General features: G+C 41.2%; 15 protein-coding genes. All 15 read right to left on the minus strand.

What is annotated here, in order from left to right; all coding sequences use genetic code 11:
* Positions 1–23: 23 nt before the first annotated feature.
* The gene (locus ACTNB8_RS00875) at positions 24–2,945 is read right to left on the minus strand and encodes an insulinase family protein (RefSeq protein WP_441051465.1); all 2,922 of its coding nucleotides are present in this window, start codon (positions 2,943–2,945) and stop codon (positions 24–26) included.
* 54 nt (positions 2,946–2,999) lie between these two features.
* On the minus strand, positions 3,000–3,581 hold the full coding sequence (locus tag ACTNB8_RS00880; RefSeq protein ID WP_441051467.1) for a DUF6553 family protein: 582 nt from the start codon (positions 3,579–3,581) through the stop codon (positions 3,000–3,002).
* Positions 3,582–3,672: 91 nt separating this feature from the next.
* Positions 3,673–4,698, minus strand: coding sequence for a tRNA preQ1(34) S-adenosylmethionine ribosyltransferase-isomerase QueA (gene queA / locus ACTNB8_RS00885; protein WP_441051470.1), 1,026 nt, complete (start codon positions 4,696–4,698; stop codon positions 3,673–3,675).
* Between the two features lie 13 nt (positions 4,699–4,711).
* The gene (gene trmD, locus ACTNB8_RS00890; RefSeq protein ID WP_441051473.1) at positions 4,712–5,467 is read right to left on the minus strand and encodes a tRNA (guanosine(37)-N1)-methyltransferase TrmD; all 756 of its coding nucleotides are present in this window, start codon (positions 5,465–5,467) and stop codon (positions 4,712–4,714) included.
* Positions 5,468–5,974: a ribosome maturation factor RimM gene (gene rimM / locus ACTNB8_RS00895; RefSeq protein ID WP_441051475.1), complete on the minus strand. Its 507-nt coding sequence runs from the start codon at positions 5,972–5,974 to the stop codon at positions 5,468–5,470.
* A gap of 54 nt (positions 5,975–6,028) precedes the next feature.
* Positions 6,029–6,259 carry a KH domain-containing protein gene (locus ACTNB8_RS00900; protein WP_296155661.1) on the minus strand — a complete coding sequence of 77 codons (231 nt, stop codon included), beginning with the start codon at positions 6,257–6,259 and terminating at the stop codon, positions 6,029–6,031.
* A gap of 59 nt (positions 6,260–6,318) precedes the next feature.
* Positions 6,319–6,564 (minus strand): 30S ribosomal protein S16, encoded by a 246-nt coding sequence (gene rpsP, locus ACTNB8_RS00905; RefSeq protein WP_005424344.1) that lies wholly within the window; start codon positions 6,562–6,564, stop codon positions 6,319–6,321.
* A 45-nt stretch (positions 6,565–6,609) separates the two neighbouring features.
* Positions 6,610–7,956, minus strand: a complete 1,347-nt coding sequence (gene ffh / locus ACTNB8_RS00910; protein ID WP_441051478.1) for a signal recognition particle protein — start codon at positions 7,954–7,956, stop codon at positions 6,610–6,612.
* A 3-nt stretch (positions 7,957–7,959) separates the two neighbouring features.
* On the minus strand, positions 7,960–8,283 hold the full coding sequence (gene ylxM / locus ACTNB8_RS00915) for a YlxM family DNA-binding protein (protein WP_296155656.1): 324 nt from the start codon (positions 8,281–8,283) through the stop codon (positions 7,960–7,962).
* A 63-nt stretch (positions 8,284–8,346) separates the two neighbouring features.
* On the minus strand, positions 8,347–8,964 hold the full coding sequence (locus ACTNB8_RS00920; protein WP_441051479.1) for a metallophosphoesterase family protein: 618 nt from the start codon (positions 8,962–8,964) through the stop codon (positions 8,347–8,349).
* 8 nt (positions 8,965–8,972) lie between these two features.
* Positions 8,973–10,892, minus strand: coding sequence for a BMP family ABC transporter substrate-binding protein (locus ACTNB8_RS00925; RefSeq protein WP_441051481.1), 1,920 nt, complete (start codon positions 10,890–10,892; stop codon positions 8,973–8,975).
* A gap of 126 nt (positions 10,893–11,018) precedes the next feature.
* Positions 11,019–12,230: a threonine ammonia-lyase gene (ilvA, locus tag ACTNB8_RS00930; protein WP_441051483.1), complete on the minus strand. Its 1,212-nt coding sequence runs from the start codon at positions 12,228–12,230 to the stop codon at positions 11,019–11,021.
* A 17-nt stretch (positions 12,231–12,247) separates the two neighbouring features.
* Positions 12,248–13,201, minus strand: a complete 954-nt coding sequence (gene ftsY, locus ACTNB8_RS00935; protein ID WP_441051484.1) for a signal recognition particle-docking protein FtsY — start codon at positions 13,199–13,201, stop codon at positions 12,248–12,250.
* A gap of 15 nt (positions 13,202–13,216) precedes the next feature.
* Positions 13,217–16,777, minus strand: a complete 3,561-nt coding sequence (gene smc / locus ACTNB8_RS00940) for a chromosome segregation protein SMC (RefSeq protein ID WP_441051486.1) — start codon at positions 16,775–16,777, stop codon at positions 13,217–13,219.
* 27 nt (positions 16,778–16,804) lie between these two features.
* Positions 16,805–17,503, minus strand: a complete 699-nt coding sequence (gene rnc / locus ACTNB8_RS00945; RefSeq protein WP_441051488.1) for a ribonuclease III — start codon at positions 17,501–17,503, stop codon at positions 16,805–16,807.
* Position 17,504 lies beyond the last annotated feature (1 nt).

Raw genomic sequence — 17,504 nt, forward strand, 5'->3', positions numbered from 1 at the left:
TCCTCTTTTTATCTTAATATCTTTTATCCGTTGATAAGGGGAAGAATATTGCCCAAGAGTTCTTTATCTTTCTGAAGAACCGGCTCACTTCCGACAACACAAAGTGCTTCATCAGAAAGGACTGCTCCGATAAGAGGAGCAAGTTCCCGTATATCATTCTCCTGAGCAGTAAGGATCTCGTCTCGTTCTTTTTGCATCATTTCTTCACTTATTCCGCAAAAATAAGCTCTTTTGGAAATATTTCCCTGCATCTGTGGTGTACGTGGTACATCAAGGCTGCTGACAGTTCCAATGATATATTTGGTCATTTCGCGTTCGTCGGCCCGGAAATTGCGGACATAATCCGGAATTCCTGCAAATACGTCAAGAGTGCGTTTCAGATGCGGGTCACGGTATGATACGAAGAAACTTTCACCGCTGCGTTTGAAACCGCTCATACAGCCATATGCGCCGCCTTTCACACGTATATTAATCCACAGATAATCATAGCTGAGTGCAACTTTCAGGATATTCAGTGCACCTGTATATTCAAATCCTTTTTTGCGGAAATTACCGGTCTGTGCCACATACTGAACCTGTCCCGCAGTCATAAATCCTTCGTTTGATTTATGGCAGACAACAGGTGTGGAAGAAATATCCCGTGTTCCGGAAGCAAAAGTATTTTTCAGAGATTCACACTGCTTCCGTATTTCATCAAGAGATTCCCTTTCACCGGTATAGCTGAAACAGATACGTTCCGGACAAAGGATTTCTGCCATCAGAGATTTGAGTGTATCAATAACCGCCTCTGCAGTTGCGTCAAAGTTATGATCAAGTTTTTCGATAAACTGATAATAGGCAATTCCTGCCATACGATCCTGAAATGCAGCCATCGGTGAGCTGTATGATGCAGCTCTGAGAACTGCCGTGGAATGTCCTGCACTTACAAGACTGGACTGGGATCTTGATTTTACCCGTGATATGATTTCATGAAGCCTTTTTTTATCAGTGAGATTTGAAGTATTCAGTATCTCTCTGATCATTTTGAAAAGAATATCAATTTTGGGATACATGACTTTTCCACGAATACCGAAAAAAGCACGGAAATCATCTGTGAAAGCAACATCTTCAAAAACTTCTATTCCGCATGCAATACCACCGGTTTCAGCATTGATCTCATTAGTAAGCTCGCTGTAGGTGTAGTGTTCAGTATCAACATAGCCCAGAATTGATTTCAGAAGTCCAAGATAAGGGATTTTTTCTGCATCAAGATCATTAAGATCAAACATAATATCCAGGTATCCGATACCGTTGGTCGGAACTTCATGGTACAGAAAAAGACTGTCTCCGATCTTCTGTTCTTCATTGGTAAATGGAGTTATTTTACGGCGGATATCTTCTCTTTTGAGCATAGGTATACATCTGGCAGCCTCAGGATCTTCCTGTGCTTCCTGATAGGCTTCCAGTTCTTGTGTACGTTCAACAAGAGTGTGTTTCTCTTCTTCTGTAAGACTGTCAAGATACTCGGACAGTTTTTCTTCCAGTGCTCTGGCCTTCTGCGCTGCAAGACCTCTGGAAGGTTTTAGTGTAAGAACAGAACCATGAGGATTGTGAAGAAGATATTCTTTAATAAGCTGTCTCCAGTATTCTGCCGGTTGAACTTTAAGCTGATTAAATACGTGACTGAGTTCCACCTGTGCAAAAGGATGGGTATCATCGTAAAGCCAGTTATCCAGTATATCCAGTCCGTAGATAAGTCCTTTCGGATAAGAAGCAAAGTCTGCTTCCCTGTAACGGAATTCCATACAGTTGATACCGGCTTCAATTGATTTCGGATCAATGCCTTTGCTGATGATGTCCTCCAGTACCTGTCGGATCACCGATACAAATTCTTCTTTTCTGTCAGCATTTGTACCTTTTGCAATGATACTGAAATACGGCTGACGAATTCCGTCTTCATAAGAACCATATATGTCCTGTCCGAGTCCTGCATCCAGAAGTGCTTTTTTCAGAGGGGCTCCCGGTGCACTTAAAAGTGCATAATCAAGAACATCAAAAGCCACACAGGTAAGAGTATCTGTCGCTGTACCGACAACTACGTTGTAGGAAAGGTAGGCATTTTCTTCTTCACTCTCACTTTCTGCAACCGGATATTCCATAACAAGATCATGCATTTTAGCAAATGACGGTTGCAGTCTGATCTCTGAATCAACAGAGAGAGGTTCGAAAGAAGAAAGATAATGACTGTCGATAAATTCCAGCTTTTCTTCCATGTTCATATTTCCGTAAAGATAAATATAACAGTTAGAAGGATGATAATAAGTTCTGTGGAAATTCAGGAATTCTTCATAGCTTAGAGCTGGAATATCTGACGGATCTCCTCCTGATTCACAACCATAGGTAATATCAGGAAAAAGGGAATTCATTATTTCCCTTTCGAGAACATCATCCGGTGAGGAAAAGGCACCTTTCATTTCGTTGTATACAACACCGTTATAGGTAAGAGGACCTTTTTCATTTTCAAGATGATAGCTCCAGCCTTCCTGACGGAATATTTCTTCTTTTTTGTAAATATTCGGGTAAAAAACCGCATCAAGATAAACATGCATCAGATTCTGAAAATCCTGATCATTACAGCTGGCTACCGGATAACATGTTTTATCCGGATAGGTCATGGCGTTCAGAAAAGTGTTCAGGGAACCTTTGACGAGTTCTACAAAAGGATCTTTCAGAGGAAACTCTCTGGATCCGCAAAGAACACTGTGCTCCAGGATATGTGCGACACCGGTACTGTTTGCAGGCGGTGTGCGAAATGCAATATTGAAGACTTTGTTTTCATCATCGTTCTCGATCAGCATTACTCTTGCACCTGTTTTGCGGTGTCTGAGCATGTAACCTGTAGAACGGATGTCCGGTAATTTACTGGAATTAATAAGTTCATAAGCAGGTATTTTATTTATGTCCATTGTGACCTCCGTTTGAGATAGTATTTCTTTTTCTGAGGTATTTATGCAAGAATATTATTCAGGCATTCCGCCCTCGCCCGGAAATTGTACTTCATATAATTCGCGTGCAGCACGTGTAATCAGTTCAAGTTCTTTCTGAAGACCAAGATCTCTTGGTACACATACTGCGGTCTCATAAAGATCACGTTTCAGTTTTGCTTGGGCGTTTTCTTTTTTCATGGTCATCATCCCCAGAAGAATACTGTTGTATGTTTTATCTTTTTCACAGAGATCAATATATACAGTGACCAGATGTTTACACTCTCTGTACATAAGTTCTTCATAAAGGCCACCTCTGGAAAGAAAATCATGAAAATTCACACTGTCCATTTCTTTACGGATTTCCTTGCAGGCTCCTTTGACTCCAAACCACTTTTTGGCTGTATTACGGTTGAATTCAAGAATCATCCAGAGACGGAGAAAACCGTCTGCCGGTCCACCCTGTTCTGATTTCGTGCCATATCTTGCGTTCCAGATTTCCTGCCGGATTTCATTGGCTTCTTTATCTTCACCGGAGGCAATTGCCTGATCCAGAAGTTCTTTTCGTTTTAGTGGATCTGATTCTCTGTAATACTGTGCAATAACTGGTGTATCCATATAATTCTCCTTTGTTCTGTCTTTATTATAAATATAAAAAACCCTCTTTCTCCCAATTATAGCAAATCAGGAGAAAAAAGGGTAGTCCTGTTTACAAAATCAGCATCGCATCCCCAAATGAAAAGAAGCGATATCTTTCCTTTACAGCTTCCTCATAGGCTGCCATGATGTATTCTTTCCCTGCAAGTGCTGAGACAAGCATAAGAAGTGTAGATTCAGGTAAATGAAAGTTAGTAATAAGTCCGTCGATCATTTTGAAATGATAACCAGGATAGATAAAAATTTCAGTCCAGCCGCTTCCGGCATGAAGAATTCCATTTTCGTCGGTTGCTGATTCAAGTGTACGGCAGCTGGTTGTTCCGACAGAAATTACACGTCCACCCTGTTTTTTGGTATTATTAATCAGTTTAGCCTGGTCTTCTTCCACCATATAAAATTCCGAATGCATGTGATGGTTTTCTACATCGTCCACTTTTACAGGCCGGAAAGTACCAAGACCAACATGAAGAGTCACATGCGCAATATTTACACCTTTCGCTTTTACCTGTTCCAGAAGTTCTTTTGTAAAATGGAGACCGGCAGTAGGTGCAGCGGCGGAACCGTCATTTTTGGCATATACAGTCTGATAGCGGTTTTTATCTTTTAATTTGTGTGTAATGTACGGAGGCAGAGGCATTTCACCGAGCTGATCGAGAATTTCCTCAAAAATCCCGTCGTAATGGAACTGTATCAGCCTGTTTCCTTCATCTATAACATCAATAATTTCACCTTTCAGGATACCGTCACCAAAAGTGATCTTTGCTCCGGGACGTGCTTTTTTACCAGGTTTTACAAGACATTCCCAGATGTCATTTTCTTTTCTCTTAAGAAGAAGAATTTCAATCAGAGCACCGGTTTCTTCTTTGTGTCCGTACAAACGTGCCGGGATAACTCTGGTATCATTAATAACCAGACAGTCTCCTTCTTTCAGATATTCCAGAATATCTGTGAAATGTCTGTGTTCAATAGAACCATCATTCATAGATAAATGCAGAAGTCTGGATGAACTTCTGTCTTCCAGAGGATCCTGTGCAATCAGTTCCTTTGGAAGATCATAATAAAAATCGGATGTTTTCATACAGATTACTCCTTTATTCCTTGCTGTTCTCCTCACGCCACTGTTTTTTCCACTGTCTGACCTGATTCCATTCCTTATTAGTCAGATCTGCCTGTTTTAAAAGATCCGGCCGCCATTTGGCTGTCCTCAGAACAGACTGCTCCCGTCTCCAGGCTTCAATGTTTGCATGATGACCTGACATCAGTACAGGTGGAACCTTTTTCCCGTGCCATTCTTCCGGACGGCTGTACTGAGGGTACTCAAGAAGATTTCCAGAAAAAGATTCAGTCTCACCGGATTCTTTGTTTGTAAGAACTCCCGGGACCATTCTGGAAATAGAATCAATCATAACCATTGCAGGAAGCTCACCGCCTGTCAGTACATAATCACCGATGGAAACATAATCTGTTACAACTTCTTCCAGAACTCGTTCATCGATACCTTCATAATGTCCGCACAGAAATACAAGATCTTTTTCAGCGGCAAATTCTTTTGCCATTTTCTGATTGAATACTTTCCCCTGAGGAGTAAGGTAGATAACTCTTGGTTTATAACCGATTTTTTCCTTTATCGATTCCCATGCAAGATAAACAGGCTCTGCCTGCATCAGCATGCCTGCTCCTCCGCCGTATGGATAATCATCTACTTTCTGATGCTTGTTAAATGCAAAATCTCTTATATTTACAGAATCAACAGAAAGTAAACCACCGGCAATAGCCCGGCCGATAATGCTGGTATTCATTCCCTGTCGGATCATTTCCGGAAACAGGGTTAATACATGAAAATTCATTTATATAAGCCCCTTCATCAAGTGTACGGTCATAGTTTCATTTTCCAGATCAACGTTCAGAATACAGTCTCTGATAGCAGGAAGCAGAACTTCTCCGTGCTCTCTGGAATCTATGATATATACATCATTAGCACCTGTTTCCATAACATCTTTCAGTGTGCCAAATTCGCTGCCGTCTTCAAGAAGCACTCTCATTCCAAGAAGATCCGCAATATAATATTCATTATCTTCCAGACTCTGACCTTCTTCACGTGGAATCCACAGGTCGTGGCCTTTATATTTTTCTATGTCGTTGATATTGTCAATACCATCAAATTTCAAAATTACAAGATTTTTAAAAAATTTCACATTCTGTATATCAAGTCGTCGAAGTTCTCTTCCTGTGTCCAGGAGCACATAATCCAGATCGAGAAAACGTTCGGCATCATCTGTGGTAGGATAAACTTTTACTTCACCGCGAACGCCATGAGTGGTGGTGATAACACCAACCTTTAATAAATCTTCCATAAATTCTCCTTGTGATAAAAAAAGGAGCCATGTTTCCACAGCTCCGTTTCTTTTTTATTGCAGAATGTCTACAATTACTTTTTTGCTGCTCTTTGAAGAAGCCGCTTTTACTACTGTACGGATTGCTTTTGCAATACGTCCCTGTCTTCCAATCACCTTACCCATGTCGGAAGGTCCTACTTTTAATTCTATGATAACTGCATCATCTTTTTCTGCTTCTGTAACGACAACTTCGTCAGGATGCTCAACAAGAGATTTTGCAATTACTTCAACTAATTCTTTCATTATATACCTCCCTGTATTGCCATGAAAGGACATATAGGAAATACCTTCTTAAATATTTCTTATTTCTCGATTCCGGCTTCTTTGAAGATTCTGGCAACAACATCTGTAGGCTGAGCTCCTGCAGCAAGCCATTTTTTAGCCTCTTCTTCATTTACTTTGTAAGCGCTTGGCTCGATATTCGGATCATATGTTCCGATTTCTGCGATGCATTTTCCATCACGTTTGCTGCGGGAATCTGCAACTACGATTCTATAAAAAGGTGCTTTTTTCTGTCCCATTCTTCTTAATCTGATTTTAACTGCCATTTCTTTTTTCCTCCATTTATAACTTTGGTTATTGTTTGTTTTTATTTAAAAAGGAAGCTTGAAGCCGCCTCTTTTTCCCATCTTACCGCCCATTAATCCGGGCATCTGTTTCATCATTTTTTTACTCTGTTCAAACTGCTTGACCAGACGGTTAACTTCTACGATATCAACACCTGCACCACGTGCGATCCTGTTCTTTCTGGAAACATTCAGAATAGATGGATTGCTGCGTTCTTTTGGTGTCATGGAAAGAATGATTGCTTTGGTACGCTCCATTGCTTTTTCATCGATCATGTCTTCAAGCTCCTGAGCTTTGTTTCCTATGCCTGGAAGCATATTCAGAACGCTTCCTATACCACCCATTTTGTTCATCTGTTCCATACTGTTTAAATAATCATTGAAGTCAAAATCCATTTTTTTGAGCTTCTTCTGCATTTCAGCTGCCTGATCTTTATCAAGTGCTGCCTCTGCTTTTTCAATGAGGCTCATTACGTCGCCCATGCCAAGGATTCGGGATGCCATACGATCCGGATAAAACTGTTCAAGATCGGAAAGTTTTTCACCCATTCCGACATAAAGAATAGGTTTTCCTGTAACAGCTTTGATAGAAAGTGCTGCACCACCTCGCGTATCGCCATCCATTTTAGTAAGAATAACACCGTCAATTCCGACTTTATCGGTAAAGGTTTTAGCTACGTTAACTGCATCCTGACCTGTCATTGCGTCTACAATAAGAAGTGTGGCATCTACCTGAATATTTGCTTTGATATCTGCAAGTTCCTGCATCATATCTTCGTCTACATGCAGACGTCCGGCTGTATCCAAAAGGACAACATTCTGCTGATTGTTTCTTGCATGTTCAACAGCCGCCTTTGCGATGTCAACAGGCTTCTGCTTATCTCCCATGGAGAATACTTCCACTCCCTGTTTCTCTCCGTTTACCTGCAGCTGTGTGATCGCTGCCGGACGGTAAACATCACAGGCTACAAGAAGAGGTCTTCTTCCTTTGGATTTCAGCTTACCAGCCAGTTTGGCAACAGTGGTTGTTTTACCGGCACCCTGAAGACCAGCCATCATAAGGACAGTAATCTCATTACCGGGTTTAAGCGGAAGCTCTGTTGTTTCACTTCCCATCAGATTAACAAGTTCTTCATTTACGATCTTGATAACCATCTGACCGGGATTAAGTCCGTTCATAACATCCTGTCCGACTGCACGTTCCTGTACAGATTTGGTGAACTGTTTGACGACTTTAAAGTTTACATCTGCTTCCAGAAGAGCCATCTTTACTTCTTTCAGAGCAACCTTTACATCTTCCTCTGTCAGAAGCCCTTTGCCTCGCAGCTTTTTGAATACATTCTGTAATTTGTCTGTCAAGCTTTCAAATGCCATTCTTTATAACTCCTCTAATATTTCGTTGGAAAGTTTTATGATTTCCTGGGCCTGATATCCCTCGGCAAGAACACGGATTCTCTGTGTCTGTTTTCGGATACGGAGAAATTTTTCAACAAGATGCAGCTTTTCTTCATATTCTTCCAGTGTATGATTGCATCTCCGTATCATATCATGAACACCCTGACGACTGATTCCGAGATCTTCCGCCACTTCACTTAAAGAATAATCTTCAAGGACAACGCTCTCATATACCTGCTGCTGTCGTTCTGTAAGCAATTCTCCATAAAAATCATATAATAATGTCTGTTCTACAAACTTTTCCATCTGTAACCACCTTGGGTATCATATCGTATTTCTGTTTCAGTGTCAAGTATTTTATCTTGACAATCAGAAAAATTTTTCGGGATCTTCTGCCTCAAATTCAAAAATGCATCTTTCAAAGGCATTAATCACATGGGTATCCTGGTATTTGTCATAACGCTTATGAGCCTTGCCATAGGACATATGTACATGTCCATGCAAAAAATATTTTGGATGATATTTTTCCATCAGTGTACGAAAAACACGAAATCCCTGGTGAGGGAGGTCTCTTCCGTCATTAAGCTGATAGGCGGGAGCATGTGTTACGAGGATATCAAAGCCTCTCCGCCATATAAGCTTCGGAAGAAGTTTCAAAATACGCTGTTTCATCTGCCATTCTGTATACTGATGAGTTCCTGGCTTGTATCGCATGGAACCTCCCAGACCAAGAATACGTACTCCTTCATATACAAACAGCCTGTCATCGATGCATGTGCAGCCGTCAGGAGGAATACGCTCATATTTGTCATCATGATTCCCGTGTACATATAATACAGGGGCTGATGTAAACGTTGCAAGGAAAGAAAGATACCTTGGATCAAGATCTCCGCAGGAAATGATCAGGTCAATTCCTTCCAACTTACTTTTTTCAAAATAGTCCCACAGATATTTTGATTCTACATCTGCTATGGCCATTATTTTCATTTGATACTTTATCCCTTCTTAGGTTCTACGCCGGACTGTATTGTTACAGGTTTTGCCTGCTCTTTCAGTTCCTGTTGTGTCGGGATAGTACCGATCACATTTTCTGCAAGCCAGTCCATGGTAATGATATCTTCCGGTGAAAGATTAGCACTGTGTTCAGGTTGGATCATTCCTTCCTGTGAATAAAGAGCTCCGGAAAATGGATAAAATTCTCCTGTCCGTATATTATTCTTGAGAAGTTCTACAAGTTTTTTTGTTCCTGCCGGAAGATTTTGAGAACAGATAACATCAACAACATCGGAAGAAATTCCCCACCAGTAATTAATTGCTTTTTTCTCCGCAGCATTATCATCATATTTCCAGGTTCCGTCCATTATAGTGCGGATCAGTTGTTCATAAAATTTGCCCCAGTGCCACAGCGGCATTGCAAGATTATGAGGTTCTCCGTCAACAAGGCGATACAGGCCAAAATATCTGGAAGCTTCTTCAGGTATTACCATATCTCTCCCTGATACAACAGATACACCATTACGGAAAAGACGTTCCATTACTTTTCCAAGATCACTGTCCCTAAGCGTTGACCACTCAAGATATACTTTTGCCCGTGGATTGACCATCTTTGCTCCAAGCGCAAAAGCGTTGATGTTGGCAATGGTTCCAAAGATCGGATAATCTGCAATATATGCAAGCTGGCCATTTTCAGCCATGGCGCCTGCAATTGCGCCCATAAGAAATTTGGCTTCATGCATACGGGCATAATAGGTTCGTATATACCGGTGTGAAGTGTTCAGTGAACAGTTCAGTATCCGTATGTCAGGGTGTGCAATTGCAGCCTGCACACTTGCCTGCACAAATTCTGGTGTAGTCGTAAAGACGATGTTACAGCCTTTTTGAATTGCATCCTCAATTGCCTTGTCAGCCAGATCGCTGGTAATGTTTTCATAACATTCTGTGGTAACTTCTTCAGGAAATGTCTGTTCCAGATGAAGTCGTCCGAGCTCATGTGCATAAGTCCAGGCAGAAGTTCTTGGGGTCTTTGCATACAAAAATGCAATCTTAAGTCTGGAAGAACTGAGAGGGAGAAGCCTGTTCAGAAGAGGTTTCTTTTCTCTGTTTGGGGCCATTTTAAGATCAATTTCCTGATTATGTTCCAGAAGATTAAATTCTTCCCAGCTTCTTGCAATAAGAGATTTAAGTTCACTGGCTGTTTTGTCACAGATATCTTTGTAATCGTATACTGTAAGGAATGCAAGAAAGGCATCTCCTGCAGTTATGGAAAGTTTTCTGCCGCCTTCATTTTCATATTCGGAAGTAAATCTGGAATAAATGGAGCTGAAAGTCAGCCTGTCATCCACACTCCAGATTTCGTCCGGAGCCTTTCCTACTGCAGCCTGCAGTCTTGCAAAACTGCCTTTCTTTGAAAACCAGATATAATTGATCTGTGACAGCGCATAAAAATCAACAAACTCATAATAAATCTGATTTTCCTTTTCTTTTGTACGTGGAGGTAAAATCCTTGTCACATAACCCGGAACAGAAACAGCATCATAATATTTCAGCACACTGACTCTTTTATTTCCCTCCTGTATATAAAATTTATTCATATATTCGTAGGCTGTTATCGGATCGCGGATTCCTTCAGTAATATGGCTTTCGCTTAAAGCAACCCATTTCCTGGCAAATTCTGTCTCTTCATTCAGAATCGGCATGAAATTTCCGGCAAAAGCATTGCTTCTGCTGTCGGTTTTGGTACCTACAATCTGATCAATCGGAATCTGTACCAGTCCCAGTGGAACTTCAGAACAGGATCCTTTGGGTGGAAGAATATCATCCAGTACCTGAAGCGTAGGAAGTTCCCCACGCATCAATCTTGCCTGATAATCTTTTTTACCTGTTTTGTAAGCTTTCAAATAGTCATCTAAATTCATATCTGCACCTCCCTCTGTGTATAATCTGAAAAATCCGCTCAGATTTCTGACAATCCGGATCTGTACAGGAATCTGAATTGAGTGATCAACCGAACGGATTTTATTTACAGAAAATAAGTCTGACTTTTATAAGCTGGCACGAATAACTTTTGGTCGGCATCCTGCGTCTTCCAGCGCTTTGACAATGCGGTTCTTATGTTCTGTTCCATAAGCTTCAAGAGTAACTTTAAGTTCAACCGCCGCATAGCGGTTAGTGCTTACAAACTGGTTGTGATCCAGCTTAATAACATTACCCTGATTTTCAGCAATAATAGAAGCAACTCGAACCAGTTCACCTGGTTTGTCCGGAATAAGAACAGATACAGTAAAGATACGGTCTCTCTGAATCAGTCCATGCTGAACAACAGATGACATTGTTATAACATCCATATTACCGCCACTTAAGATAGAAACAACTTTTTTACCGGTAAAATCCAGATGACGAAGTGCTGCAACTGTAAGAAGTCCGGAGTTTTCAACGATCATTTTATGATTTTCAACCATATCAAGGAAAGCAACGATCAGTTCATCATCTTCGATAGTAATGATATCGTCAAGGTTTTCCTGAATATACGGGAAAATGTGTTCGCCTGGTGTCTGTACTGCTGTACCATCTGCGATTGTATTTACATGAGGAAGAGTTACAACCTCACCTTTTTCCAGAGAAGCCTTCATACATGCAGCTCCTGCAGGTTCCACACCGATTACTTTGATGTGAGGATTCAGAAGTTTGGCAAGAGTGGATACACCAGTTGCCAGTCCACCACCTCCGATTGGAACAAGGATGTAGTCAACAAGAGGAAGTTCCTGCACGATTTCCATTGCAATTGTTCCCTGTCCTGTGGCAACAGCCGGGTCATCAAATGGATGGATAAATGTATATCCTTCCTGCTCGGCGAGTTCCAGTGCGTATGCGCAGGCCTCATCATAAACATCACCTTTCAGAATAACTTCTGCGCCATAACTCTTAGTACGTTCCACTTTAATGAGAGGTGTGGTTGTTGGCATTACAATGACAGCTTTTGCACCAAATTTATGTGCAGCATATGCAACACCCTGTGCATGGTTTCCGGCAGATGCCGCTATAAGACCCTTGGCACGTTCTTCATCGGTCAGTGTGCTGATTTTATAGTAGGCACCACGTACTTTGTAAGCGCCTGTACGTTGCATGTTTTCAGGTTTGAGAAATACTTTGTTTCCTGTCAGATCTGAAAAATAACTGCTTTTGATAAGTTTGGTTTCCTGAGTAACTTTTTTTACAATTTCTGAAGCCTGTTCAAAGCTCTCTAATGTAAGCATATTCATGCTCCTCCTGTCTATTCTTCTGTGTTCGTGGTTTTTCCGTCAATATCAAACAAGGCATTTACAAAGGCATCCGCATCAAATTTCTGAAGATCGTCAATAGTCTCTCCTACACCAATATATTTTACTGGAATATCAAGCTCAGACTGTATTGCAACTGCGATACCTCCCTTGGCGGTTCCGTCAAGTTTTGTCAGGATAATTCCGTTTACATTTGCAACTTCTGAGAATTGTTTTGCCTGTGCAAGCGCATTCTGCCCTGTTGTTCCGTCAAGGACAACCAGAGTCTCCAGATATGCTTCCGGATATTCTTTTTCGAGGATACGGTAAATCTTACGGAGTTCTTCCATAAGATTCTTTTTGTTATGAAGACGGCCCGCTGTATCGCAGAGAAGCACATCGGCATTTCTGGCTTTTGCAGCTGCAACTGCATCATAAACTACTGATGCCGGATCTGCACCTGGCTGACCACCAATAATATCCACACCTGCACGGTTGGCCCACTGAGCCAGTTGTTCTCCCGCTGCCGCACGAAAAGTGTCTGCTGCTGCGAGAATAACTTTTTTGCCCTGGTCTTTCAGTTTTCCTGCAAGTTTTCCGACAGAAGTTGTTTTTCCGACACCGTTTACTCCGATGACAAGAATTACGGATTTCCTGTTTTCAAACTCATATTCAGTGCTGTCTACTTTCATCTGATCTTTGATGCTGTTAATCAGAAGCTGTTTGCATTCAATTGGATTTTTAATATGCTGTTCTGCAACCTGTTTCCTGAGATTTTCAAGAATTGCAGATGTTGCATTGATCCCGATATCTCCCATGATAAGAATCTCTTCGAGTTCTTCATAAAAGTCGTCATCAATACTGGAGTAACCACTGAAAATCGAATCAAAACCGGCAACAATATTATCTCTTGTTTTGGTCAAACCACTGACAAGCCGTTTAAAAAATCCTTTTTTTTCTTCAGGCATACTCATTCCTCCTCGTTATTTCGTTAACTGGTTTTCAACCAGATCTACAGAAACCAGAGTGGAAACACCCTTTTCCTGCATTGTGATTCCATATAATCTGTCAGCGGCATTCATGGTACCGCGTCTATGAGTTATTATAATAAATTGTGTGTTCTTCGTCAACTTCTGAAGATAAGATGCAAAACGTCCTACGTTTGAATCATCCAGTGCCGCTTCGATTTCATCAAGAAGACAGAATGGGGACGGTTTCAGGTTCTGAATCGCAAAAAGAAGAGCGATTGCCGTCAGTGCTTTTTCGCCACCTGAAAGCTGCATCATATTCTGGAGCTTTTTACCGGGCGGCTGTGAAATAATCCTGATTCCTGCTTCAAGAATATCTTCATCTTCTGCAAGTTCCAGAGTTCCTTTTCCGCCTCCGAAAAGTTCTTTAAATGCCTTGTCGAATTCTCTCTGGATATCATGAAATTTCTCAGAGAACTGTTTACGCATTCCCTCATCAAGCTGCTGAATAATTTCTTCAAGAGTTTTTTCTGCTGTGACCAAATCATCATATTGTCCTGAAAGGAAAGTATGACGTTCCAGTAGTTCCTTATAATCTTCAATAGCATTGACATTGACGGATCCAAGCTTACGGATTTCATCCTTGATGCGGCTTACATCTTTTTTCATTGCCTGTCTGTCAGTCAGATCTTCCCGTCTGTACTGAAGTGCATTGTTAGGTGTGATTTCATATTCTTCCCACATATAAGTGACCTGAGATTCACGTTGATCTTCCAGTTTTTCGGCCTGGCTTTTCAGACGGTAACATTCTTTATCAAGAAGAGTAGTTTTTTCGGAAAGATGATCTCTTTTTTCAAAGAAAGATTTATGACTGAGAGTACGCTGTTCTATTTCCTTCTGGCATTTTTCTCTCTGACCTGCAAGTTCCTGCTCTTTTTTTTCACATCCTGAAGCAGCTGTTTTCAGCTCCTGGATGCCTTCTTCTTTTCGGGAAATCTCATCTTTACTTTCACTTAAATCTTTTTTTAGCTCTTCGCTTTCATTTTGAAAAGCTTCTGTTTCGGTGATAATACGATTAAGATTTTCCTGAAGAAACTGAACCTGCTGTTCCAGGGTGGATTTTTCCAGACGGATCTGTTCCAGCTCCCTGGTTTTGGCAGTTTCTTCTTCTTTCCATTCTTCCAGTTCTTTCTGTCTTGTTTCTATGAATGTTTCAAGTTCCTTTTCATCCTGCCTGGAAGATTCCAGTTCTCTGGTAATATTACTGTGATCTTCACGAAGTTCACCGGACTGTCTGCGCAGATCTTCCTGGTCACGGTCAATCTTCCGGTAACTGCTGCGGATATTTTCTTCCTTTTCTTTCAGCTGTTCAAGGTTCATTTTGGCAGTATTCTGCTCAATATACTGAAGACGGAGTTTATCCTGAAAATCAGCAATTGTATCACGGAGGATATTTCTCCGGCTTCGATTGTCACCGATTGATTTCTGTATATTTTCAAGATTTTCTTTCAGATCTTTTACTTTTTTTTCCAGTTCTTCGATTTCGCGACGCCTTCCAAGAAGGTTGCTGTTATTGCGGAAGGCACCGCCTGTCATGGAACCACCAGGATTCAGTGATTCTCCTTCTGTTGTGACCATACGGAGACTGTGATGATATTTTTTGCCAATAGCAATGGCATGATCAATATTATCAATAACAAGTGTTCTTCCAAGAAGATACTGAACCAGCTGGGAATACTGTGCGTCTGCCTGTACAAGAGTATCGGCAGTACCTATTACTCCTGGTTCCGCCAGAGCATCTTTCTGAGAAAAGCCGCCTCTGCTGCTGATATTGGAAAGAGGCAGAAAAGTTGCCCGGCCATACCGGTTTTTTTTGAGAAAGCCGATCATTCTTTTTGCAGTCTGCTCATTATCCGTGACGATATTCTGGATACTGCCGCCAAGAGCAGTTTCAATTGCAATTTCATAATCTTTCTGCACATGGATAATATCTGCGACAACACCTTTTATGCCAGGTTCTGTTGTTTTTTGCTCCATAACGCGGCGGATACTGTTTCCGTAGCCGTCATATCTTTCTGTGATATTTCGCAGAGATTCGAGTCGTGAAGCTTCTCTGTGATAGGCAGTCTGGCCGTTTTCCAGCTGTGCATTCTGCTTCTGAAGTTTTTCCTGAATCTCATGAACTTCTTTGTTAAGACGGGAACATTCCTGATTCATGGAATTTATCATTTCTGTAATGCCGTTATATTGGGCTTCGATTTTATGCTGCTCTATTTCCAGTTCTTCTTCTTCACTTTTCAGGCGAAGGATTTTCTGATTTACTTCTGCTTTACGGATATCAAGCTGCTCCATCATAGCATCAAAACGCTGAGCTTTACCTTTAGTGGTAGCGCGGTCATTGAGGATCTCTATAATCTCATTTTTGCCTTCTTCTACTGCTCTGGTGCAGTCTGCAACATTGGCAGTAATATTTTCGAGAGTATCTTCTTCTTTATTCAGTCGTGCACTGATTTCTTTCAGACTGCTTCGCAGCTCTTCTTTTTGTTCGGTAAGAGACAGTTTTTCTTCTTCACGTTTTGACAGTTCTTCTTTCAGAGAGAGAAGCCTTGACTGGTAATGTTCACTGTTCTGTTTGCCGGAGAGAATCTGTTCTTCAAGCACCTGGATCTGGCCTTCATACTGCTGTTTCTGAAGAGCATTTTCCTGCTGCTGTTCTTTGAGATTATCCAGATTGCTGTTCAGTTCTTCAAGTTCCTGTTCGAGACGGTCATATTCGATTTTTGTCTGTTCATAGGCACTTTGTGCTTCTTCAAGTTCTTTCTGCGCAGTAGAGAGTTTTTCTTCAAATTCTTTCAGAAGTTCACCAGTCTGCTGATTATCAAGAAGGAACAGATTCACATCCAGTTCACGAAGTTCGTCTCTTTTGGCAAGATAAATACGGGCTGTTTCAGACTGTTTCTCCAGAGGACCCAACTGCTTGGTAAGTTCACTTAATATGTCTGTGACACGCACAAGATTCTGGCGTTCTTCATTCAGTTTTTTGATGGTAGTATTTTTCCGCCTTTTAAATTTAACGATACCTGCGGCTTCATCAAAAAGTTCTCTTCTGTCCTCTGGTTTACCACTCAGAATTTTGTCAATCTGTCCCTGTCCGATGATTGAATATCCTTCTTTACCGATACCGGTATCATAAAACATTTCCTGAATATCTTTCAGTCGACAGGTTGTTCCGTTGATTTTATATTCGCTTTCACCGGAACGGTAAAGGCGTCTGGTTACAGTGACCTCATTAAAATCCACAGGAAGTTTGTGGTCACTGTTATCAAGGGTAATGGATACAGAAGCAAAACTCAGAGGTTTACGGTTTTCTGTTCCGGAGAAAATAACATCCTGCATATTTCCTCCTCGAAGCTGTTTGGCACTCTGTTCACCAAGAACCCAGCGAACGGCATCACCAACATTACTTTTACCACTGCCATTAGGACCTACAATACCTGTAATACCATTATGAAATTCAAAATTAATTTTCTGCGCAAAAGACTTGAAGCCATATACTTCAATGTTTTTTAAATACATATTTCACCTGCTGTGTGTTGGTTTTTGTCAGGCTTTTTCGGATCCGTTTTTCTGAATGCTGCGAATTGCCTGATATGCAGCTGCCTGTTCTGCTGCTTTTTTTGTATGTCCGGTTCCTGTTCCGGTGGTCACTCCGTTGATCAGAGCTGCTACAGTAAACTGCTTGTCATGATCCGGACCTTTTTCGTCAGTCAGGACATACTCTACTGGCTGTACTCCATTTTCCTGAACCAGTTCCTGCAGGATGGTTTTGCTATCGTAAAAGAGCTGCTTTCGTTCTATGTCATTAAGAATAAATTTCAGTACAAACTCCTTTGCGTTAGCAAAGCCACCATCAAGGTAAATAGCCCCCAGAAGAGCCTCAGTAGCATCAGAAACAATAGAGTCCCGGTTTCTTCCACCTGTCATGTTTTCACCTTTTCCAAGAAGAAGAAATGCCGGAAGGCCGAACTGCCTTGCGCAGTAAGCCAGACTTGGTTCACAGACAAGACTGGCTCTCTTTTTTGTAAGTTCACCTTCAGGGATCTGTGTGAAATTTTTGTACAAAAAATCACTGCTGATCAGCTCCAGAACTGCATCACCGAGAAATTCCAGTCTCTCATTACAGCCAAGTTTTCCAAGCTTTTTCTCATTTGCATAGGAACTGTGAGTAAGTGCCTGACGGAGAAGTTTTTTATTATGAAATGTATATCCTATAATCTGTTCAAGCTGTTCTAATTGTTCCATT

This window comes from Blautia sp. HCP28S3_G10 (genome assembly GCF_052065235.1).
GTDB lineage: Bacteria > Bacillota > Clostridia > Lachnospirales > Lachnospiraceae > Blautia_A.

Coding starts and splice junctions, on each gene's coding strand:
- ACTNB8_RS00875 (WP_441051465.1), bottom strand. CDS start 2,945: ATGGACATAAATAAAATACCTGCTTATGAACTTATTAATTCCAGTAAA.
- ACTNB8_RS00880 (WP_441051467.1), bottom strand. CDS start 3,581: ATGGATACACCAGTTATTGCACAGTATTACAGAGAATCAGATCCACTA.
- queA (WP_441051470.1), bottom strand. CDS start 4,698: ATGAAAACATCCGATTTTTATTATGATCTTCCAAAGGAACTGATTGCA.
- trmD (WP_441051473.1), bottom strand. CDS start 5,467: ATGAATTTTCATGTATTAACCCTGTTTCCGGAAATGATCCGACAGGGA.
- rimM (WP_441051475.1), bottom strand. CDS start 5,974: ATGGAAGATTTATTAAAGGTTGGTGTTATCACCACCACTCATGGCGTT.
- ACTNB8_RS00900 (WP_296155661.1), bottom strand. CDS start 6,259: ATGAAAGAATTAGTTGAAGTAATTGCAAAATCTCTTGTTGAGCATCCT.
- rpsP (WP_005424344.1), bottom strand. CDS start 6,564: ATGGCAGTTAAAATCAGATTAAGAAGAATGGGACAGAAAAAAGCACCT.
- ffh (WP_441051478.1), bottom strand. CDS start 7,956: ATGGCATTTGAAAGCTTGACAGACAAATTACAGAATGTATTCAAAAAG.
- ylxM (WP_296155656.1), bottom strand. CDS start 8,283: ATGGAAAAGTTTGTAGAACAGACATTATTATATGATTTTTATGGAGAA.
- ACTNB8_RS00920 (WP_441051479.1), bottom strand. CDS start 8,964: ATGAAAATAATGGCCATAGCAGATGTAGAATCAAAATATCTGTGGGAC.
- ACTNB8_RS00925 (WP_441051481.1), bottom strand. CDS start 10,892: ATGAATTTAGATGACTATTTGAAAGCTTACAAAACAGGTAAAAAAGAT.
- ilvA (WP_441051483.1), bottom strand. CDS start 12,230: ATGCTTACATTAGAGAGCTTTGAACAGGCTTCAGAAATTGTAAAAAAA.
- ftsY (WP_441051484.1), bottom strand. CDS start 13,201: ATGCCTGAAGAAAAAAAAGGATTTTTTAAACGGCTTGTCAGTGGTTTG.
- smc (WP_441051486.1), bottom strand. CDS start 16,777: ATGTATTTAAAAAACATTGAAGTATATGGCTTCAAGTCTTTTGCGCAG.
- rnc (WP_441051488.1), bottom strand. CDS start 17,503: ATGGAACAATTAGAACAGCTTGAACAGATTATAGGATATACATTTCAT.